Source organism: Streptococcus infantis, from assembly GCF_019929575.1.
GTDB classification, from domain to species: domain Bacteria; phylum Bacillota; class Bacilli; order Lactobacillales; family Streptococcaceae; genus Streptococcus; species Streptococcus infantis_L.
In genome coordinates this window covers 83,358-101,069 of record NZ_JAHZPU010000002.1, presented here as the reverse complement: position 1 = coordinate 101,069, position 17,712 = coordinate 83,358, and the positions used below count along the sequence as shown (strand labels likewise).

Sequence of the window (17,712 nt, the reverse complement as noted above, 5' to 3'; positions counted from 1 at the left end):
GTGAAAGCGATCATCTTAGCAGCTGGTTTGGGAACTCGTTTGAGACCCATGACAGAAAATACTCCCAAAGCCTTGGTTAAAGTTAATCAAAAACCTTTGGTTGAATATCAAATTGAATTTTTAAAAGAACGTGGAATTGATGATATTATCATCGTTGTAGGTTATTTGAAGGAACAGTTTGACTACCTTAAAGAGAAATACGGCGTTCGTTTGGTCTTCAACGACAAGTATGCTGATTACAATAATTTTTACTCACTTTACTTGGTAAAAGAAGAGTTGGCTAACAGCTACGTTATCGATGCGGATAACTATCTTTTCAAGAATATGTTCCGAAATGACATCGAGCGTTCAACATACTTCAGCGTTTATCGTGAAGACTGTGATAATGAATGGTTCCTAGTTTACGGAGAAGATTATAAAGTTCAAGATATCATTGTTGATAGTAAGAATGGTCGCATCCTGAGTGGTGTGTCATTCTGGGATGCTCCAACAGCGGAGAAAATCGTTGGATTTATCGACCAGGCCTATGAAAGTGGCGAGTTTGTTGACCTCTACTGGGATAATATGGTTAAAGATAACATCAAAGAACTAGATGTTTACGTAGAAGAGTTAGAAGAAAACTCTATCTATGAAATCGATAGTGTTAAAGATTATCAAAAATTAGAGCAGATTCTTTCATCACAAAAGTAAGTAACTTTTATGAACTGATACCTTACCTATTTTTACTTGACTTTTCAAGTTTGATACAGTATACTAGTGAAAATTTAACCTTTAAGGGCAGTCCAGAGAGACTCACAAGGTGTCAGAGAAAAGAAACTACGATTGAAGCAAGTAAGCAAGTGCTTATTTGGTACTTTTGTGTGAATCTCTTAACTGAAACCTTGCAGTTGCAAGGTTTTTCTTTATCTGATCCCCTTAAAATTTAAGAAGGAAAAGTTATGAATCCAAATTGTAAGAAGCGCATGGGAGCAATTCGCTTAGAAAACATGAAAGTGGTTGTGCAAGAGGAAATCGCACCGGCAATCTTTGAACTAGTTCTCGAAGGAGAAATGGTTGAAGCTATGAAAGCCGGTCAATTTCTTCATTTGCGTGTACCTGATGACGCCCATCTCTTGCGTCGTCCGATTTCAATCTCATCCATAGATAAGCTTAAAAAACAATGTCATCTGATTTATCGCATCGAAGGTTCTGGTACAGCAATCTTTTCAAGCTTAAAACCAGGTGATAGTTTAGATGTCATGGGACCTCAGGGGAATGGTTTTGATTTATCAGATCTAGACAAGCATAGTAAAGTTCTTCTTGTTGGTGGAGGAATCGGTGTGCCTCCTTTACTTGAAGTAGCTAAACAACTGCATGAGAGAGGTGTAGAAATTACAACTGTTCTAGGATTTGCTACTAAAGATGCTGTTATTTTGGAAGATGAATTAGCTCAATATAGTCAAGTCTTTGTAACGACTGATGATGGTTCTTATGGAACCGAAGGAAATGTTTCTGTAGTGATTTCCGAATGTGACACTGAGTTTGACGCCATCTACTCATGTGGAGCTCCTGGTATGATGAAATACATCAATCAAACATTTTACGATCATCCAAGAGCTTATCTATCTCTAGAATCCCGTATGGCCTGTGGTATGGGAGCTTGCTATGCTTGCGTTTTGAAAGTTCCAGATAGTGAAACAGTTAGTCAACGTGTGTGTGAAGATGGACCTGTATTTAAAACAGGAACAGTAGTTTTATAAGGAGAGTGACATGACAACAAATCGATTACAAGTTTCTCTACCAGGATTAGAATTAAAGAACCCTATCATTCCAGCTTCAGGCTGTTTTGGTTTTGGACAAGAGTATGCCAAATACTATGATTTAGACCTTTTAGGATCAATCATGATTAAAGCTACTACTCTTAAACCACGTTTTGGGAATCCTACTCCACGAGTGGCAGAAACACCTGCTGGTATGCTCAACGCCATTGGTTTACAAAATCCTGGTTTAGAAGTCGTTCTCTCTGAGAAATTACCTTGGCTAGAAAAAGAGTATCCCAATCTTCCTATAATTGCCAATGTAGCTGGCTTCTCGAAACAAGAATACGCAGCGGTTTCTAGTGGCATTTCTAAAGCAAGAAACGTGAAAGCCATTGAGCTCAATATTTCATGTCCAAACGTTGACCACGGAAATCATGGACTTTTGATTGGGCAAGACCCTGAGTTAGCTTATGAAGTTGTAAAAGCAGCCGTAGAGGCATCTTCAGTTCCTGTTTACGTCAAATTAACCCCAAGCGTTACTGATATTGTAACCATTGCTAAGGCAGCAGAAGATGCTGGAGCTAGTGGTCTCACAATGATCAATACCCTTGTTGGGATGCGTTTTGACCTCAAAACCAGAAAGCCGATTATCGCAAATGGGACAGGAGGTATGTCTGGTCCAGCAGTATTTCCTGTAGCCCTAAAACTAATCCGTCAAGTAGCTCAAATAACTAAGCTTCCAATCATTGGGATGGGAGGAGTGGATTCAGCTGAAGCGGCCTTAGAAATGTATCTGGCAGGAGCCTCAGCAATCGGTGTCGGAACAGCCAACTTTACGAATCCCTATGCTTGTCCAGATATTATCGAAAATCTACCAAAAGTCATGGACAAGTACGGGATTGAAAGTCTAGAGTTATTGCGAAAAGAAGTGAAAGAAAGTTTTCTCTAAGTTTTATGTACTGAATTCAGTCTAAATTGTTTTGAAAGCGCCATTTTTCTGGTATAATAAATACTATGATTATTACAGTACCTATTAAAACAGAAAAAGATATAGCAACACCAGGACCAAACGTCCTTGTATTAGGTTATTTTGATGGAGTTCACCTTGGCCATCAAAAATTGTTTGATATAGCTTCTAAGATTGCAGCTGAAAAGCGACAGGGAGTAGCTCTAGTAACCTTTAACGAATCACCAAAACTAACTCTAAATCAATACTCACCTGAACACTTATTGCATATTTTGAATGCTAGTGAACGTGAACGTAGATTGAAAAGATCTGGAGTTGAGAGTTTGTATTTGATGGATTTCACTAGTCGGGTTGCAAATATGACTGCCCAAGAATTCATTGATACCTATGTCAAGGAAGCAAAGGCAGAAACGATTGTGGTTGGTTTTGACTATACTCTTGGTTCTGATAGAAAAACAGCTGAGGATTTAAAAGAACTCTTCCATGGTGAAGTAGTGATTGTTCCACCAGTTGAGGATGAAAAGGGAAAAATTAGTTCAACACGTATTCGCCAAGCCATTTTAGAAGGAGATGTAAAAGAAGCAGGCAAACTTCTGGGATTTCCTTTACCTACGAGAGGTGTAGTGGTTCATGGTAATGCTCGTGGTCGAACTATTGGCTTCCCTACGGCTAATTTGGTTCCTTTGGATCGTACTTATATGCCAGCTGACGGCGTTTATGCAGTTGACGTTGAAATTCAGAGAAAAGTCTATCGTGGCATGGCAAGTCTAGGTAAAAATGAAACCTTTGATGGTGAGGAAGAGCGTTTTGAAGTTCATATCTTTGATTTTTCTGACGATATCTATGGGGAGACTGTCATCGTTTCCTGGTTAGACCGTATCCGTGATATGGTAAAATTTGATAGCGTAGATCAATTAGTTAAACAACTAGAAGCAGATGAAAAGATAGCTAGAAAATAGAATTTAAAATGATAGAAGAGGCTGGGACAAAAATCCTAGCCTCTCAATTGTCTTTGGATTGTCGAGCAAGACGTAGTGGTTGAGTGGGCTCTACTACGCTGAATTCATCAGCTTTTACAGCCCTAATCAACTGTGCGGAGGTGGGACGATGAAATCGAATTCTAACGAATTACCGATTTCTGTCCCACTCTCTTTTTTGAAAATATCATATATTATTTTCGATAAGCGCTTTCTTTCCCTATTTAATAGCATTTGTATTAAAGACTATTATTGAAATTTATAGGAATTTTTGCTATAATTTAATCATCAAACTAAAGGAGATTATGATGTTTAAAGAGAAAAGAAATAAAGGATTTATTTCAGGGCTTATCCTCTCATTAGTTTTCTTTGTTTTTTCTGCAGGAACTGTCTTCATGTGGAATTATCATCAGCATCCAATGGATCCATTTTCAGACGACACTCGGTCAGGTAAGGAAGTAACTATGACTGTCTATGATATCTATCCAGAAGTTGTAGGGGAAGTTGAAGGTGGAAGTGTTTTATATCTTGTGCAATATAGCAATGATGGTGATGGTAAATTTGCAGTTGTAGAGGCTAAAGAAAATGATAAAGAGATTCAAAAACTTATGGATCAAGCTGCAACTGAAACACTTATAGATAATCCAGCTACTATAGTAGGTACACAGTTACAACCTCTAAGTAAAAATGTTAACAACAAATCTCGAAATAATAGAATTGTAGATTTGTCTGGCTTTCTTGACTCTATACTTGAACCTGATTCAACTGTTTCATTGAACATGAACTCAAGTGTCTATCTAAGTTTGACTGAACACTCAAAAGATGGCTGGTGGTATATCATAAGTGCTGCAATTTTTGGAGGAATTGGACTATTCACATTAGTCAGTGCCTTTCTACTTCGTAAAAAATCTATCGCAGCGTTTGAAGAGCTTTATCAGTCCTATCCTGAATTGCAAGGAAATGTTGAAAATCTAGCTGGTTTGGCAGAGTTTTATGATGAGAGTCTAAAGGTGATTCTCTATAAGAATCATCTCATTACTTACTTTAAAGGGACTCAAGCTTTAGACCTACGAGATGTTGAGCAACTTTATTTAGTCGAAACGAAAATTAACCGTTCCCTAATTACAAATAAAGTCTACCAGTTCTGCTATATTCGTAAGAATGGCAAGAAGAAACAAGACATGACTTTGAAAACAACTAAAACAGTTCAAGAACAACTGGAAGAACTTTGGGATTTAATCTCAGATAAATTTCCAGATATTCAAATAGGGATTTAAAAGCAAAGAGGCTGGGACAAAAGTCCTAGCCTCTCAATTGTCTTTGGATTGTTGATCAAGATGCAGTGGCTGAGTGTGCTCTACTACGCTGATTTCATCAGCTTTTACAGCTCTACTCAACTGTGCGGAGGTGGGATGACGAAATGGAATTCTAACGAATTACCGATTTCTGTCCCACTCTCTTTTTATGTTCATATCAATTAGCTACTATCGTTATAATTTTGATTGATTTTAGAGATCATTTCCTAAAATGCATTGTGCACTGTTTTCATTATAAAGCTTTTATGCAATATAAATCTTTGCTTTATTTCACTAAGGAAATTATTGATTGAAAAAAAACTAGCCATGGAATTAATAGTAGCAGCTACTATATTCTATGACTAGTTGTGAAGTTTAAGGTTTAGATTTGATAATTTTAGTTTGTTTAGATAGGGATAGGAGCGTTTCGTCATTTAATTTTGAATCAGTGATGATAGTATCGATATCTGAAATGTTGTAAAATGTAAAGAAATCAAACTTATCAAATTTACTATGGTCAGCTAGGAGATACTTTTTATTGGCATTTTCCAGTGCTAATTTCTGAGATTCCCCTTCGTCTTCACTAAAAGTAGCGATAGCTTGATCCTTGATACCATTACAACTAACGAAGGCTTTTGAAAATTGCAAACTGGCAATATCTTGGAGGGTTAGAGTGCCTACAAATGCTCCTGTAATTGAACGATAATTACCACCGATTAGAATTAGGTCAGTTAGCTTACGCTCGTTTAGAATGAGAAATACAGGCAAACTATTGGTAACAACACGGATGTTATCGATAGAAAGCTCACGTGCAAAGAACTCTAACGTAGTACCTGGACCGATAAAAATAGTTTCTCTTTCTTCAACTAAGTGACTGGCAAAGCGAGCAATTTCTTGTTTTTCTGCTGTCTGTAACCCCTGTTTTTCAACGTTAGAACGCTCATTGTTTAACAAAGAACCTGTTCGAAGTTTTTCGGCTCCACCATGAACACGAACCAGCAAATCCTTATCCGCTAACTCTTGTAAATAACGTCTAGCAGTCATATCTGAAATATCTAGGCGACTCATAATCTCTTTAACAGTGATCGTTCCTTTTGTATTAACAATTTCTAAGATAGTATCTAATTTTTCTTGCTTAAGCATCGGATCACCTCCATATCTATTACTATAATACCATAAACTAGAAAATCAATCAATGTAAAGAACAAAAATAAACAAAAACAAAAAAACATCTGAGTTTTTAAACAAGTCAGATGTTTTTTAAAGTCTTGTATTAATCTAGACCATAGTTATAGTCGTCATCTTGCATAGCTTCAACTTCACCAAGTAGGTAACCATTACCAACTTGAGAGAAGAAGTCGTGGTTTGATGTACCAGTTGAAATCCCGTTCATAACAATTGGGTTTACATCGTCCGCTGAGTCCGGGAAGAGAGGGTCTTGTCCCAAGTTCATAAGGGCCTTATTGGCATTGTATCGAAGGAAAGTTTTAACTTCTTCAGTCCAACCAACACCGTCATAGAGGCTCTCTGTATATCCTTCCTCATTCTCATAAAGAGTATAGAGAAGGTCGTACATCCATTCTTTGAGTTTTTCTTGTTCTTCTTCTGGTAATTCGTTGAAACCAAGCTGGAACTTGTAGCCGATGTAGGTTCCGTGTACAGACTCGTCACGAATGATGAGCTTGATGATTTCCGCAACGTTAGCCAACTTGTTATTTCCTAGATAGTAGAGTGGAGTGAAGAAACCAGAGTAGAAGAGGAAGGTTTCAAGGAAAACACTAGCTACTTTCTTTTCAAGTGGCGTTCCGTTTAGGTAGATTTCATTGATAATTTCAGCTTTTTTCTGAAGATATGGATTGGTATTAGTCCATTCAAAAATTTCTTCAATTTCAGACTTGGTATTCAAGGTTGAGAAGATAGAAGAATATGATTTGGCATGGACAGATTCCATAAACTGGATATTGTTAAAAACAGCTTCCTCGTGAGGTGTACGAATATCAGCACGAAGAGCCTGGACACCAGTTTCTGATTGCATGGTATCAAGAAGGGTCAAACCTCCAAAGACTTTTCCTACTAAGTCTTTTTCTTTATTCGATAACTTTCTCCAGTCATCCAAGTCATTTGACAAAGGGATACGCGTATCGAGCCAGAATTGCTCAGTCAGCTTTTCCCAGGTTGATTTGTCGATGACATCTTCGATGGCATTCCAGTTAATGGCCTTGTAGTAAGTTTTCATTTGAAATCTCTTTCTGTGTGTAGTAATGTGATAACATAATCATTCTTATTTTATCATAATTCAATGCTATAATCGAACAAAAAGTCGGGCACCCGACTTTTTGTTGTTACATGATTTTATCAGCAAAATACGTTTAATGGATTGAGTGAATGTAATACTTTTGAGAGATGAATTAAATCACACAGCTCTCACATTGGTTAGCGCCGACTTCTCCACCATCATCAGTAAAGGTACGGACGTAGTAGATAGATTTGATACCCTTGTTAAAGGCATAGTTACGAAGGATAGATAAGTCACGTGTCGTTTGTTTGTTTTCTTTCTTCCATTCGTAAAGACCTTTTGGAATGTCACTGCGCATGAAGAGAGTAAGTGAAAGTCCTTGGTCCACGTGCTCAGTTGCAGCAGCATAGACATCGATAACTCTACGCATATCCATGTCATAGGCAGAAGTGTAGTAAGGAATAGTTTCAGTTGATAATCCTGCAGCAGGATAGTAAATCTTACCAATTTTCTTCTCTTGACGTTCTTCAATACGTTGAGTGATTGGGTGGATAGAAGCAGACACGTCATTGATGTAGCTGATAGAACCATTCGGCGCAACAGCAAGACGGTTTTGGTGGTAAAGTCCATCTGCTTTAACTTTATCACGAAGTTCAGCCCAATCAGCTGCAGACGGGATAAAGATTCCTTCAAAGAGTTCTTTAACTCGATCAGATTTTGGAACAAATTGACCAGACGTATACTTATCGAAATAAGTACCATTTGCATAGTCTGATTTCTCAAAGTTGTGGAAGGTAATGCCACGTTCACGTGCAATATTGTTTGATTCTACCAAAGTCCAGTAATTCAAAAGCATAAAGTAGATGCTTGTAAATTCAACAGACTCAGGAGATCCATATTCGATTAATTGCTGAGCAAGATAGCTGTGAAGCCCCATAGCACCAAGTCCAAATGTATGAGCTTGGCTATTTCCGTGGTCGATAGTTGGAACAGCAACGATGTGAGAGCTATCTGTTACAAAGGTCAAAGCGCGAACCATTGCACGAATAGAACGTCCAAAGTCAGGTGATGTCATCATATTTACAACGTTTGTTGAACCAAGGTTACATGAAACATCAGTACCCATTTGAAGGAATTCTTGCGCATCGTTGATAAGACTTGGTTCTTGGACTTGAAGAATTTCTGAACACAGGTTACTCATGATAATCTTACCATCGACAGGATTTGCATGGTTAGCAGTATCGATATTGACTACGTAAGGATAGCCAGATTCTTGTTGCAATTTAGAAATTTCTGTTTCCAAATCACGGGCCTTAATTTTTGTCTTACGGATGTTTGGATTTGCTACCAACTCATCGTATTTTTCTGTGATATCGATGTAGTTAAAAGGTACACCATACTCTTTTTCAACAGAATAAGGACTGAAGAGGTACATTTCCTCGTTCTTACGTGCTAATTCGTAGAATTTATCTGGAACCACAACACCAAGTGAAAGAGTCTTGACACGAACTTTTTCATCAGCATTTTCTTTCTTAGTAGAAAGGAAAGCAATAATGTCTGGGTGGAAGACGTTAAGGTAAACAACCCCAGCCCCTTGACGTTGACCCAATTGGTTAGAGTAAGAGAAGCTGTCTTCGAAAAGCTTCATAACTGGTACGACACCAGAAGCAGCACCTTCATACCCTTTGATAGGTGCTCCAGCTTCACGAAGGTTGCTGAGGGAAATTCCGACACCACCACCGATTCGTGAAAGTTGAAGAGCTGAGTTGATAGAACGTCCAATAGAGTTCATATCATCTGTTACCTGAATCAAGAAACAGGATACCAATTCACCACGACGTGCACGGCCTGCATTCAAGAAAGAAGGTGTAGCTGGCTGGTAACGCTGGTGGATGATTTCATTGGCAATATCAATTGCGATAGCTTCGTCACCATCAGCAAAGTAAAGAGCGTTAAAGAAGACACGGTCTTCCATGCTCTCAAGATAGTACTCTCCATCATTAGTTTTCAAGGCATATTGATTGTAAAACTTGTATGCTGCCATGAAAGACTTGAATTGGAAGTTTTGATCCTTAATAAATTGGTAAAGCTCTTCTAAGAATTCTGGACGATATTTCTTGATAAACGCTGTTTCAATATAGTCTTGTTTAATAAGGTAATCGATTTTATCAGTGATAGAATCAAAAACCATAGAATTTGGCACAACATTTTCTTTAAAGAAAGCGTCCAAGGCTTCTTTATCTTTGTGGAGCATGATTTGTCCATTAACAGGACGGTTGATTTCATTATTTAGACGGAAGTAAGTTACATCCTCAAGTTGTTTTAATCCCATAAAATTTCCTTTAATTCATTACAAAAGAAAGGCTTCTAAGATTGACATAGAAGCTTTTAATCCTGATACTTAAGCAAGTTCTTTAAGTTTTGCTGGTTGGAAACCAGAGAAAACTTCAGTTGGTGTTTGAATGATAGGAGCAGCGTTGAAGCCTAGCTCTTTAACTTGTTCAATAAATTCAGGTTGTTCATCAAGATTGATTTCGCGATATGCGATTTTGTTACTATCTAAGAATCGTTTGGTCATTTTACATTGAACACAATTGTTTTTAGAATAAACGGTTACCATTCTGTAACTCCTCTTTCAAAATTTAATTACTTCTTAAGTATATCAGAAAAAAAATCTTTGTCAACGAAGAAAAACTAAATATTGTAGATTTTTTTTAGATGAGAGTTATCTAAGCACAATATATAGTGATTGCAAAAAATAAAACCCATAAATAACAGCGTTTTCTAAATGTTAAAATTATAAAAAACTACATGATGTATTTTGATACATAAAATAGAAGATTTTCAGCAAGTTATCTGAAAGGAAAAAGAAGAAATCCCATAAAATACTTGAAAAAATTCCTAGAAGATGATATAATACCAAATTGTAAGGGTTATCAGATATAACTCAAAAAGAAAACATTTAAAGGAGAGTCAAATTATGGCTTCTAAAGATTTCCACGTAGTGGCAGAAACAGGTATTCACGCACGTCCAGCAACATTGTTGGTACAAACTGCAAGCAAATTTGCTTCAGATATTACTCTTGAGTACAAAGGTAAATCAGTTAACCTTAAATCTATCATGGGTGTTATGAGCCTTGGTGTTGGTCAAGGTGCTGACGTTACAATCACTGCTGAAGGTGCAGACGCTGATGACGCTATCGCTGCTATCTCAGAAACAATGGAAAAAGAAGGATTGGCATAAGGATATGACAGAAATGCTTAAAGGAATCGCAGCATCTGATGGTGTTGCAGTTGCTAAAGCATATCTACTCGTTCAACCGGATTTATCATTCGAGACTATTACAGTCGAAGATACAAATGCAGAAGAGGCTCGTTTGGATGTTGCTCTTGAAGCTTCTCAAAACGAGCTTTCTCTTATCCGCGAGAAGGCTGTAGGTACGCTTGGTGAAGAAGCGGCGCAAGTATTTGACGCTCACTTGATGGTTCTTGCTGACCCTGAATTGATCGGTCAGATTAAAGAAACAATTCGTGCTAAGAAAGTAAATGCAGAAGCAGGTCTGAAAGAAGTTACAGACATGTTCATCACGATCTTTGAAGGTATGGAAGACAACCCATACATGCAGGAACGTGCAGCGGATATTCGCGACGTTACCAAACGTGTTTTGGCAAATCTTCTTGGTAAGAAATTGCCAAACCCAGCTTCAATCAATGAAGAAGTAATCGTGATTGCACATGACTTGACTCCGTCTGACACTGCTCAATTGGACAAAAACTTTGTAAAAGCTTTTGTAACAAACATTGGTGGACGTACAAGTCACTCAGCTATCATGGCTCGTACACTTGAAATTGCAGCTGTATTGGGTACAAACAACATCACTGAACTTGTAAAAGATGGTGATATTTTGGCTGTTTCAGGTATTTCAGGTGAAGTGGTTATCAACCCAAGTGAAGAACAAATTGCAGAATTCAAAGCAGCTGGTGAAGCTTACGCTAAACAAAAAGCTGAATGGGCTCTTTTGAAAGATGCTAAAACTGTTACTGCTGATGGTAAACACTTTGAGTTGGCAGCTAATATCGGTACACCTAAAGACGTTGAAGGTGTGAACGAAAATGGTGCTGAAGCTGTTGGTCTTTATCGTACAGAATTCTTGTACATGGATTCTCAAGATTTCCCAACAGAAGACGACCAATACGAAGCTTACAAAGCAGTTCTTGAAGGTATGAACGGTAAACCTGTTGTCGTTCGTACAATGGATATCGGTGGGGATAAAGAACTTCCTTACTTCGATCTTCCTAAAGAAATGAACCCATTCTTGGGCTACCGTGCTTTACGTATCTCAATCTCTGAAACTGGTAACCAAATGTTCCGTACACAATTGCGTGCATTGCTTCGTGCATCTGTTCACGGTAAATTGCGTATCATGTTCCCAATGGTTGCTTTGTTGAAAGAGTTCCGTACTGCTAAAGCTATTCTTGAAGAAGAAAAAGCAAAATTGGTTGCTGAAGGTGTCGCAGTTGCAGATGATATCCAAGTTGGTATCATGATTGAAATTCCTGCTGCAGCTATGCTTGCAGACCAATTTGCCAAAGAAGTTGATTTCTTCTCAATCGGTACAAACGACTTGATCCAATATACAATGGCTGCTGACCGTATGAACGAACAAGTTTCATACCTTTACCAACCATACAATCCATCAATCCTTCGCTTGATCAACAATGTTATCAAAGCAGCTCACGCTGAAGGTAAATGGGCTGGTATGTGTGGTGAGATGGCTGGGGACCAAACAGCTGTTCCACTTCTTGTCGGAATGGGCTTGGATGAGTTCTCTATGTCAGCTACATCTGTTCTTCGTACACGTAGCTTGATGAAGAAACTTGACACAGCTAAGATGCAAGAATACGCTAACCGTGCTCTTACTGAATGTTCAACAATGGAAGAAGTTCTTGAACTTTCTAAAGAATACGTTAACTTTGATTAAAAACATTAAAACCTTGTAGAACTAAACTACAAGGTTTTTTCTACTCTAATTTGAAAAGTCATCCTGTAAAATTTTCTAAAAATATGGTAAAATAGACAAAGGAAAAATACGGAGGCAACTATGCAAAACAGACCAATCATTATCGGAGTAACAGGGGGATCTGGTGGAGGAAAAACCAGTGTTTCTAAAGCAATCTTATCCCATTTCCCAAATGAAAAAATTGCCATGATTGAGCATGATTCCTACTATAAAGATCAATCTCATTTAACTTTTGAGGAGCGTATCAAAACAAACTATGATCATCCTTTTGCTTTTGATACTGACTTGATGATTGCGCAAATCAAAGAATTGTTGGCAGGACGTCCTGTTGATATTCCTACCTATGATTATGCTGCCCATACAAGAAGTTCGAAAACCTATCGTCAAGAACCTCAAGACGTCTTTATTGTAGAAGGAATTTTGGTTTTAGAAGACAAACGTCTTCGTGATTTAATGGATATCAAGATTTTTGTGGACACTGATGATGATGTTCGTATCATCCGTCGTATTAAACGCGATATGGAAGAACGTGGTCGTAGTTTGGATAGCGTCATTGATCAGTATCTTGGCGTCGTAAAACCTATGTATCATCAGTTTATCGAGCCAACAAAGCGTTATGCTGATATTGTGATACCTGAAGGTGTAACCAATACTGTAGCTATTGATTTACTGACAACAAAGATTGAGAAGATTTTAGAAGAAGCTCGTTTAGCTCAGTAATAGAAATAAAAAACTGTATCTATTGATACAGTTTTTATTGTTTAATTTTTTCAAGTCTCGGAACAATGACGAGAGTTAAGAGGGCTGAGATAATTAATTCTGCGATTGAATTTGTTGAGATAACAGTCGCTAATAGTTTTTGAATATTTCCATCAAAAACATTACCAAAGAGAAAGAAGATACCACCTAAGACAAAAACTGTATTCGTGAGTGAGCCAAGTGCACCTGCAAAGATGAGTCCAGCTCGACCCTTTAGTAGTTTATAGACGAAATAAGGTGTCAAACCGATTAAGATACGAGGAACAATTGCGATCACAACTGAATAGAAGTTACCATTTGGTACAAATGGTGAGAAGAGATAGCTTGTTGGCAGGATAGTGAGAGTATTAACCGTTAAGCTAAGCATTCCCATCAGAAAACCTAAAGTTGCACCGATTCTTGGTCCGTAGATAATACTTGCAATAATTACTGGAATGTGAACGATAGTTGGTTTGATTGGAAAGGGAAGTACATTAAATAAAATTGAGCTTAGTAAATGAATAACAATCATAATAGCAAAAAAGATAGCGATTGGAGCAATATTAGAGCGTTTGTTCATGAATTTTATCCTTTATTTCTTGTAAAATAGTTTTGAGATCAGCGAGAGCACCACGACCTGTATCCCCACAGGCCAGTAGAGAATCTTTGGGAGAAATAATAGTATAACCATAATCTTCTAAAGTTTTAAGATTAGCTTGGGTCGCAGGATGGTCATACATCTTTGTGTTCATAGCTGGAGCCAATAGTTTGGGTACAAAGTGTGGCAAAGCAAGAGCAGTAGCAGTCACCATATTGTCAGCAAAACCGTGAGCTAATTTAGCGATTGTATTGGCTGTCGCAGGAACTACGATAAATAAATCTGTTTCTTTTCCTATTTGAATGTGATTCACTTGATCTGGAAAAGGTTCGTGCATGACATCGAGATGTACAGTATTTTGAGATAGTACTTGTAAAGTTAATGGCTGAATGAATTCTGTTGCTGACTGAGTCATAAGAACAGTAACAGAATGCCCCTGTTTTTTTAAAGAACTAACTAGGTCAACTGTCTTGTATGCAGCAATAGATCCTGTAATAGCGAGTGTAATACGGGCCATAAAATTCCTTTCTTTTAGTCATAACTTTTGATTTTCTCGAGGAGTGAATCAGCAATTTCATGTTTACTCATAGCAATTTGGAAAGAATTTTTTTCAACTAAGTAAGCCTTATGTTGCTCGCTACTAATCTGAGTAAGGTCGTTTGCGACAATTAAATCAGCTTGGTTCTTTTCAAGACTTTCCCGAGCAATTTGAATCAGATGTTCTTGGCTGACATCAACCAGTAATTTAAATCCAATCAGGTGAATTTTAGGATTCCATTCTTTAACAAGAGATATGATCTTAGGATTTTTCTTAAGAAAAAGCACCTGAACGTCTTCCTTAGATGAGATCTTTGTTTCCTGATTTTTCTTATCTAAAAACTCTGTTAAATCTTTACTAGCTTCAACCTCATTAAAACCAGCCATATAGACAGGCGTGTAATCTGATACTGCCATAGAATGGATTAAGACTTGGTAATCCGTAACCTTATCTTTCATGACTTGCAGCAAATCAGCTGTATTTTTAATTTCGATGATTGTCAAGTTTGGATGACTAACTGGCTTAACTGCCTGAAGAGTGGTAATCAAACAAACTTCATGGCCAGCCTTTAGAAGAGTCTCGGTGATAATTTTTCCAAGTTTACCGGAAGAGTGATTGGTAATAGAACGAACACTATCAATTTTTTCACTTGTACCACCAGAAGTAACTAAAATTTTCATAGAACTATTGTACAAAAAAATGAGCATTAAGTAAAATGAAAGCGATGTAACAAGGGCCGAAAATAGGATGTTAATCCATAGTTAAAATCTATAAAGGCATATAAAAAATTAAATAGAGATAAAGAAAGTCTGTTATTTAGCGATATTTACGAACGTTACTAATCATAATGACTGTTAAAAATCTTGTTTTATGATATAATGAATTAACACATTAGAGGCTAGAGGAGTTTTTTTATGAAAACAGATATTGAAATTGCACAGAGTATTGAGTTAAAACCGATCGTTGATGTTGTTGAGAAACTCGGTATTTCATACGATGATTTGGAGTTGTATGGAAAGTACAAGGCTAAACTAAGCTTTGATAAAATTCGTGAAGTTGAAACCAATCCAGTTGGTAAGTTGATTCTTGTTACAGCTATCAACCCAACGCCAGCAGGTGAAGGAAAATCAACCATTACAATTGGTCTTGCTGATGCTTTGAACAATATTGGTAAGAAAACTATGATTGCAATCCGCGAACCTTCACTTGGCCCTGTTATGGGTATTAAAGGTGGAGCTGCTGGGGGTGGTTATGCCCAAGTGTTACCAATGGAAGACATCAACCTTCACTTTACCGGAGATATGCACGCTATTACAACTGCCAACAATGCTCTCTCTGCCTTGATTGACAATCATTTGCACCAAGGAAATGATCTAGGAATCGATCAACGTCGTATCCTCTGGAAACGTGTTGTTGACTTGAATGACCGTGCTCTTCGTCACGTAACTGTTGGTCTTGGTGGTCCACTTAATGGTATTCCACGTGAAGATGGTTTTGATATCACAGTTGCTTCAGAGATCATGGCTATCCTTTGTTTGGCAACTGATATTGAAGATTTGAAACGTCGTTTGGCTAATATCGTCATCGGCTACCGTTATGACCGCACACCAGTTTCAGTTGGTGATTTACAGGTTGAGGGTGCCTTGGCATTGATTTTGAAAGATGCTATTAAACCCAACTTGGTTCAAACAATCTATGGTACACCTGCATTCGTACACGGTGGCCCATTTGCCAATATTGCCCATGGTTGTAACTCTGTTTTGGCGACAAAAACAGCTCTTCGTTTAGCTGATTATACTGTAACAGAAGCTGGCTTTGGTGCAGACCTTGGTGCAGAGAAGTTCCTGGATATCAAGACACCTAACTTGCCAACAGCTCCAAGTGCAGTAGTCATTGTGGCGACTCTTCGTGCCCTTAAAATGAATGGTGGAGTTGCTAAAGATGCTCTGACAGAGGAAAATGTGGAAGCAGTACGTGCTGGATTTGCAAACTTGAAACGCCACGTTGAAAATATTCGTAAGTTCGGTATTCCTGCAGTAGTTGCTATTAACGAATTTGTATCTGATACAGAAGCGGAAATTGCAGCCTTGAAAGAACTATGTGCTTCAATCGATGTACCGGTCGAATTAGCTAGCGTATGGGCTGATGGAGCTGAAGGAGGAGTTTCTCTAGCTGAAACTCTCGTAAAAACAATCGACGAAAACCCGGCAAACTACACACGTCTCTATGACAACGACCTTTCTGTTCAAGAAAAAATCGAAAAGATTGTTACTGAAATCTATCGTGGAAGCAAAGTAAACTTCGAGAAGAAAGCTCAAACTCAAATCGCTCAAATTGTTCAGAATGGTTGGGACAAATTGCCAATCTGTATGGCTAAAACTCAGTACAGTTTTTCAGATAATCCAAATGCTCTTGGAGCACCTGAGAACTTTGAAATTACCATTCGTGAATTGGTACCAAAATTGGGTGCAGGTTTTATCGTTGCCCTAACAGGTGATGTTATGACCATGCCAGGTCTTCCAAAACGACCAGCGGCTCTCAATATGGATGTTGAAAGTGATGGAACTGTTCTTGGATTATTCTAATTGAACAACAAAAGAGAGTGGGACAGAAATCGGTAATTCGTTAGAATTCGATTTGGTCGTCCCACCTCCGCACAGTTGAGTAGGGCTGTAAAAGCTGATGAAATCAGCATAGTAGAGTCCACTCAACCACTGCGTCTTGCTTGATAATCCAAAGACAATTGAGAGGCTAGGACTTTTGTTGAACTGCACCCCAAAAATTAGACAGAAAAAATCAGCTCTTTGTCAACTGTAGTGGGTTGAAGAATAGCTAAGATCTGGAGAGGATGATTGATGTCCTCTCCATTTTTATATTCAGAGCGATAAAAATCCGTTTTTTGAAGTTTTCAAAGTTCCGAAAAACAAAGGCATTTCGTTTGATAAGTTTGATGAGATTATTGGTCGCTTCCAATTTGGCGTTAGAATAGGATAATTGAAGAGCGTTGACAATCTTGTCTTTATCCTTTAGAAAGGTTTTAAAGACAGTCTGAAAAAGAGGATGAACCTGCTTGAGATTGTCCTCAATGAGTCCGAAGAATTTCTTCGACTCCTTATTCTGAAAGTGAAAAGAAAGAGTTGATAAAGATTATAGTGGAGTTTCAAGTCTTCTGAATAGCTCAAAAGCTTGTCTAGAATTTCTTTATTGGTTAGGTGAATACGAAAAGTAGGGCGATAAAAACGTTTATCGCTGAGTTTACGACTATCCTGTTGTATGAGCTTCCAGTAACGTTTAATAGCCTTGTATTCATGAGATTTTCGATCAAACTGATTCATGATTTGAACACGCATACGACTCATAGCCCGGCTTAAGTGTTGGACAATATGGAAACGATCTTAGCATTCGCGAGTGAAACAGTCTGGGAGACTGTTTCAGCCTGAGCCTAGAAATCCGAAAGCGAAGCTGTTTAGCTAAGTCATAGTAAGGGCTAAACATATCCATAGTAATGATTTTCAGGTGAGGAAGTTTAAGTATTTTAAAGAGTTTGACAATAAATATGGTAAAATAAAGGTATAAATTTTTAATAAGAAGCGAGGCTAGCCT

At 37.9% G+C, this 17,712-nt stretch carries 16 protein-coding genes and 1 pseudogene; 9 read left to right on the top strand and 8 right to left on the bottom strand.

The genetic code is table 11. The features are described 5' to 3' along the window. The 5 genes from K1I67_RS01640 to K1I67_RS01620 all read left to right on the top strand — a co-directional run bounded on the left by K1I67_RS01640 (position 1) and on the right by K1I67_RS01620 (position 4,960). Complete coding sequence (locus K1I67_RS01640; RefSeq protein ID WP_223338517.1) at positions 1 to 690, top strand: sugar phosphate nucleotidyltransferase; 690 nt, start codon at positions 1 to 3, stop codon at positions 688 to 690. 248 nt (positions 691 to 938) lie between these two features. Beyond that, positions 939 to 1,739 carry a dihydroorotate dehydrogenase electron transfer subunit gene (locus K1I67_RS01635; RefSeq protein WP_223338516.1) on the top strand — a complete coding sequence of 267 codons (801 nt, stop codon included), beginning with the start codon at positions 939 to 941 and terminating at the stop codon, positions 1,737 to 1,739. A gap of 10 nt (positions 1,740 to 1,749) precedes the next feature. Further along, positions 1,750 to 2,688 (top strand): dihydroorotate dehydrogenase, encoded by a 939-nt coding sequence (locus tag K1I67_RS01630; RefSeq protein WP_223338515.1) that lies wholly within the window; start codon positions 1,750 to 1,752, stop codon positions 2,686 to 2,688. 65 nt (positions 2,689 to 2,753) lie between these two features. Beyond that, positions 2,754 to 3,665 carry a bifunctional riboflavin kinase/FAD synthetase gene (locus K1I67_RS01625; RefSeq protein WP_223338514.1) on the top strand — a complete coding sequence of 304 codons (912 nt, stop codon included), beginning with the start codon at positions 2,754 to 2,756 and terminating at the stop codon, positions 3,663 to 3,665. A gap of 326 nt (positions 3,666 to 3,991) precedes the next feature. Then, the gene (locus tag K1I67_RS01620) at positions 3,992 to 4,960 is read left to right on the top strand and encodes a hypothetical protein (RefSeq protein ID WP_223338513.1); all 969 of its coding nucleotides are present in this window, start codon (positions 3,992 to 3,994) and stop codon (positions 4,958 to 4,960) included. Between the two features lie 393 nt (positions 4,961 to 5,353). On the opposite strand, the gene K1I67_RS01615 is transcribed toward K1I67_RS01620, so the two are convergent. The 4 genes from K1I67_RS01615 to nrdH all read right to left on the bottom strand — a co-directional run bounded on the left by K1I67_RS01615 (position 5,354) and on the right by nrdH (position 9,834). Next, a complete protein-coding gene (locus K1I67_RS01615; protein WP_223338512.1) occupies positions 5,354 to 6,121 on the bottom strand; it encodes a DeoR/GlpR family DNA-binding transcription regulator in 768 nt (255 codons plus the stop codon). 130 nt (positions 6,122 to 6,251) lie between these two features. Next, positions 6,252 to 7,214 (bottom strand): class 1b ribonucleoside-diphosphate reductase subunit beta, encoded by a 963-nt coding sequence (nrdF, locus tag K1I67_RS01610; RefSeq protein WP_075230191.1) that lies wholly within the window; start codon positions 7,212 to 7,214, stop codon positions 6,252 to 6,254. A gap of 172 nt (positions 7,215 to 7,386) precedes the next feature. Further along, positions 7,387 to 9,546 (bottom strand): class 1b ribonucleoside-diphosphate reductase subunit alpha, encoded by a 2,160-nt coding sequence (gene nrdE, locus K1I67_RS01605; RefSeq protein ID WP_223338511.1) that lies wholly within the window; start codon positions 9,544 to 9,546, stop codon positions 7,387 to 7,389. 69 nt (positions 9,547 to 9,615) lie between these two features. After that, positions 9,616 to 9,834: a glutaredoxin-like protein NrdH gene (gene nrdH / locus K1I67_RS01600; RefSeq protein ID WP_036757515.1), complete on the bottom strand. Its 219-nt coding sequence runs from the start codon at positions 9,832 to 9,834 to the stop codon at positions 9,616 to 9,618. Positions 9,835 to 10,194: 360 nt separating this feature from the next. On the opposite strand from nrdH, the gene K1I67_RS01595 reads away from it, so the two are divergent. From K1I67_RS01595 to udk, 3 genes are all read left to right on the top strand, one after another. Further along, the gene (locus tag K1I67_RS01595; protein ID WP_000146952.1) at positions 10,195 to 10,458 is read left to right on the top strand and encodes a phosphocarrier protein HPr; all 264 of its coding nucleotides are present in this window, start codon (positions 10,195 to 10,197) and stop codon (positions 10,456 to 10,458) included. A 4-nt stretch (positions 10,459 to 10,462) separates the two neighbouring features. Further along, positions 10,463 to 12,196, top strand: a complete 1,734-nt coding sequence (gene ptsP, locus K1I67_RS01590; protein ID WP_223338510.1) for a phosphoenolpyruvate--protein phosphotransferase — start codon at positions 10,463 to 10,465, stop codon at positions 12,194 to 12,196. 120 nt (positions 12,197 to 12,316) lie between these two features. Beyond that, complete coding sequence (gene udk, locus K1I67_RS01585; RefSeq protein WP_004253618.1) at positions 12,317 to 12,955, top strand: uridine kinase; 639 nt, start codon at positions 12,317 to 12,319, stop codon at positions 12,953 to 12,955. Positions 12,956 to 12,989: 34 nt separating this feature from the next. Here the strand turns inward: udk and K1I67_RS01580 are convergent, their stop codons facing one another. Genes K1I67_RS01580 through K1I67_RS01570 form a run of 3 tightly spaced genes read right to left on the bottom strand, consistent with a single transcriptional unit; the run spans position 12,990 to position 14,789 of the window. After that, complete coding sequence (locus tag K1I67_RS01580) at positions 12,990 to 13,553, bottom strand: ECF transporter S component (RefSeq protein WP_049496359.1); 564 nt, start codon at positions 13,551 to 13,553, stop codon at positions 12,990 to 12,992. Then, positions 13,537 to 14,088, bottom strand: a complete 552-nt coding sequence (coaC, locus tag K1I67_RS01575; protein ID WP_223338509.1) for a phosphopantothenoylcysteine decarboxylase — start codon at positions 14,086 to 14,088, stop codon at positions 13,537 to 13,539. The genes K1I67_RS01580 and coaC overlap by 17 nt, the downstream gene beginning before the upstream one ends. A 14-nt stretch (positions 14,089 to 14,102) precedes the next feature. Beyond that, on the bottom strand, positions 14,103 to 14,789 hold the full coding sequence (locus K1I67_RS01570) for a phosphopantothenate--cysteine ligase (protein ID WP_223338508.1): 687 nt from the start codon (positions 14,787 to 14,789) through the stop codon (positions 14,103 to 14,105). A gap of 234 nt (positions 14,790 to 15,023) precedes the next feature. Here K1I67_RS01570 and K1I67_RS01565 point away from each other — a divergent pair, with 234 nt between their 5' ends. Then, positions 15,024 to 16,694: a formate--tetrahydrofolate ligase gene (locus K1I67_RS01565; protein ID WP_223338507.1), complete on the top strand. Its 1,671-nt coding sequence runs from the start codon at positions 15,024 to 15,026 to the stop codon at positions 16,692 to 16,694. A 247-nt stretch (positions 16,695 to 16,941) separates the two neighbouring features. Here K1I67_RS01565 and K1I67_RS01560 read toward each other — a convergent pair. Continuing rightward, a pseudogene (locus K1I67_RS01560) lies at positions 16,942 to 17,444 on the bottom strand (transposase). Between the last annotated feature and the right edge of the window lie 268 nt (positions 17,445 to 17,712).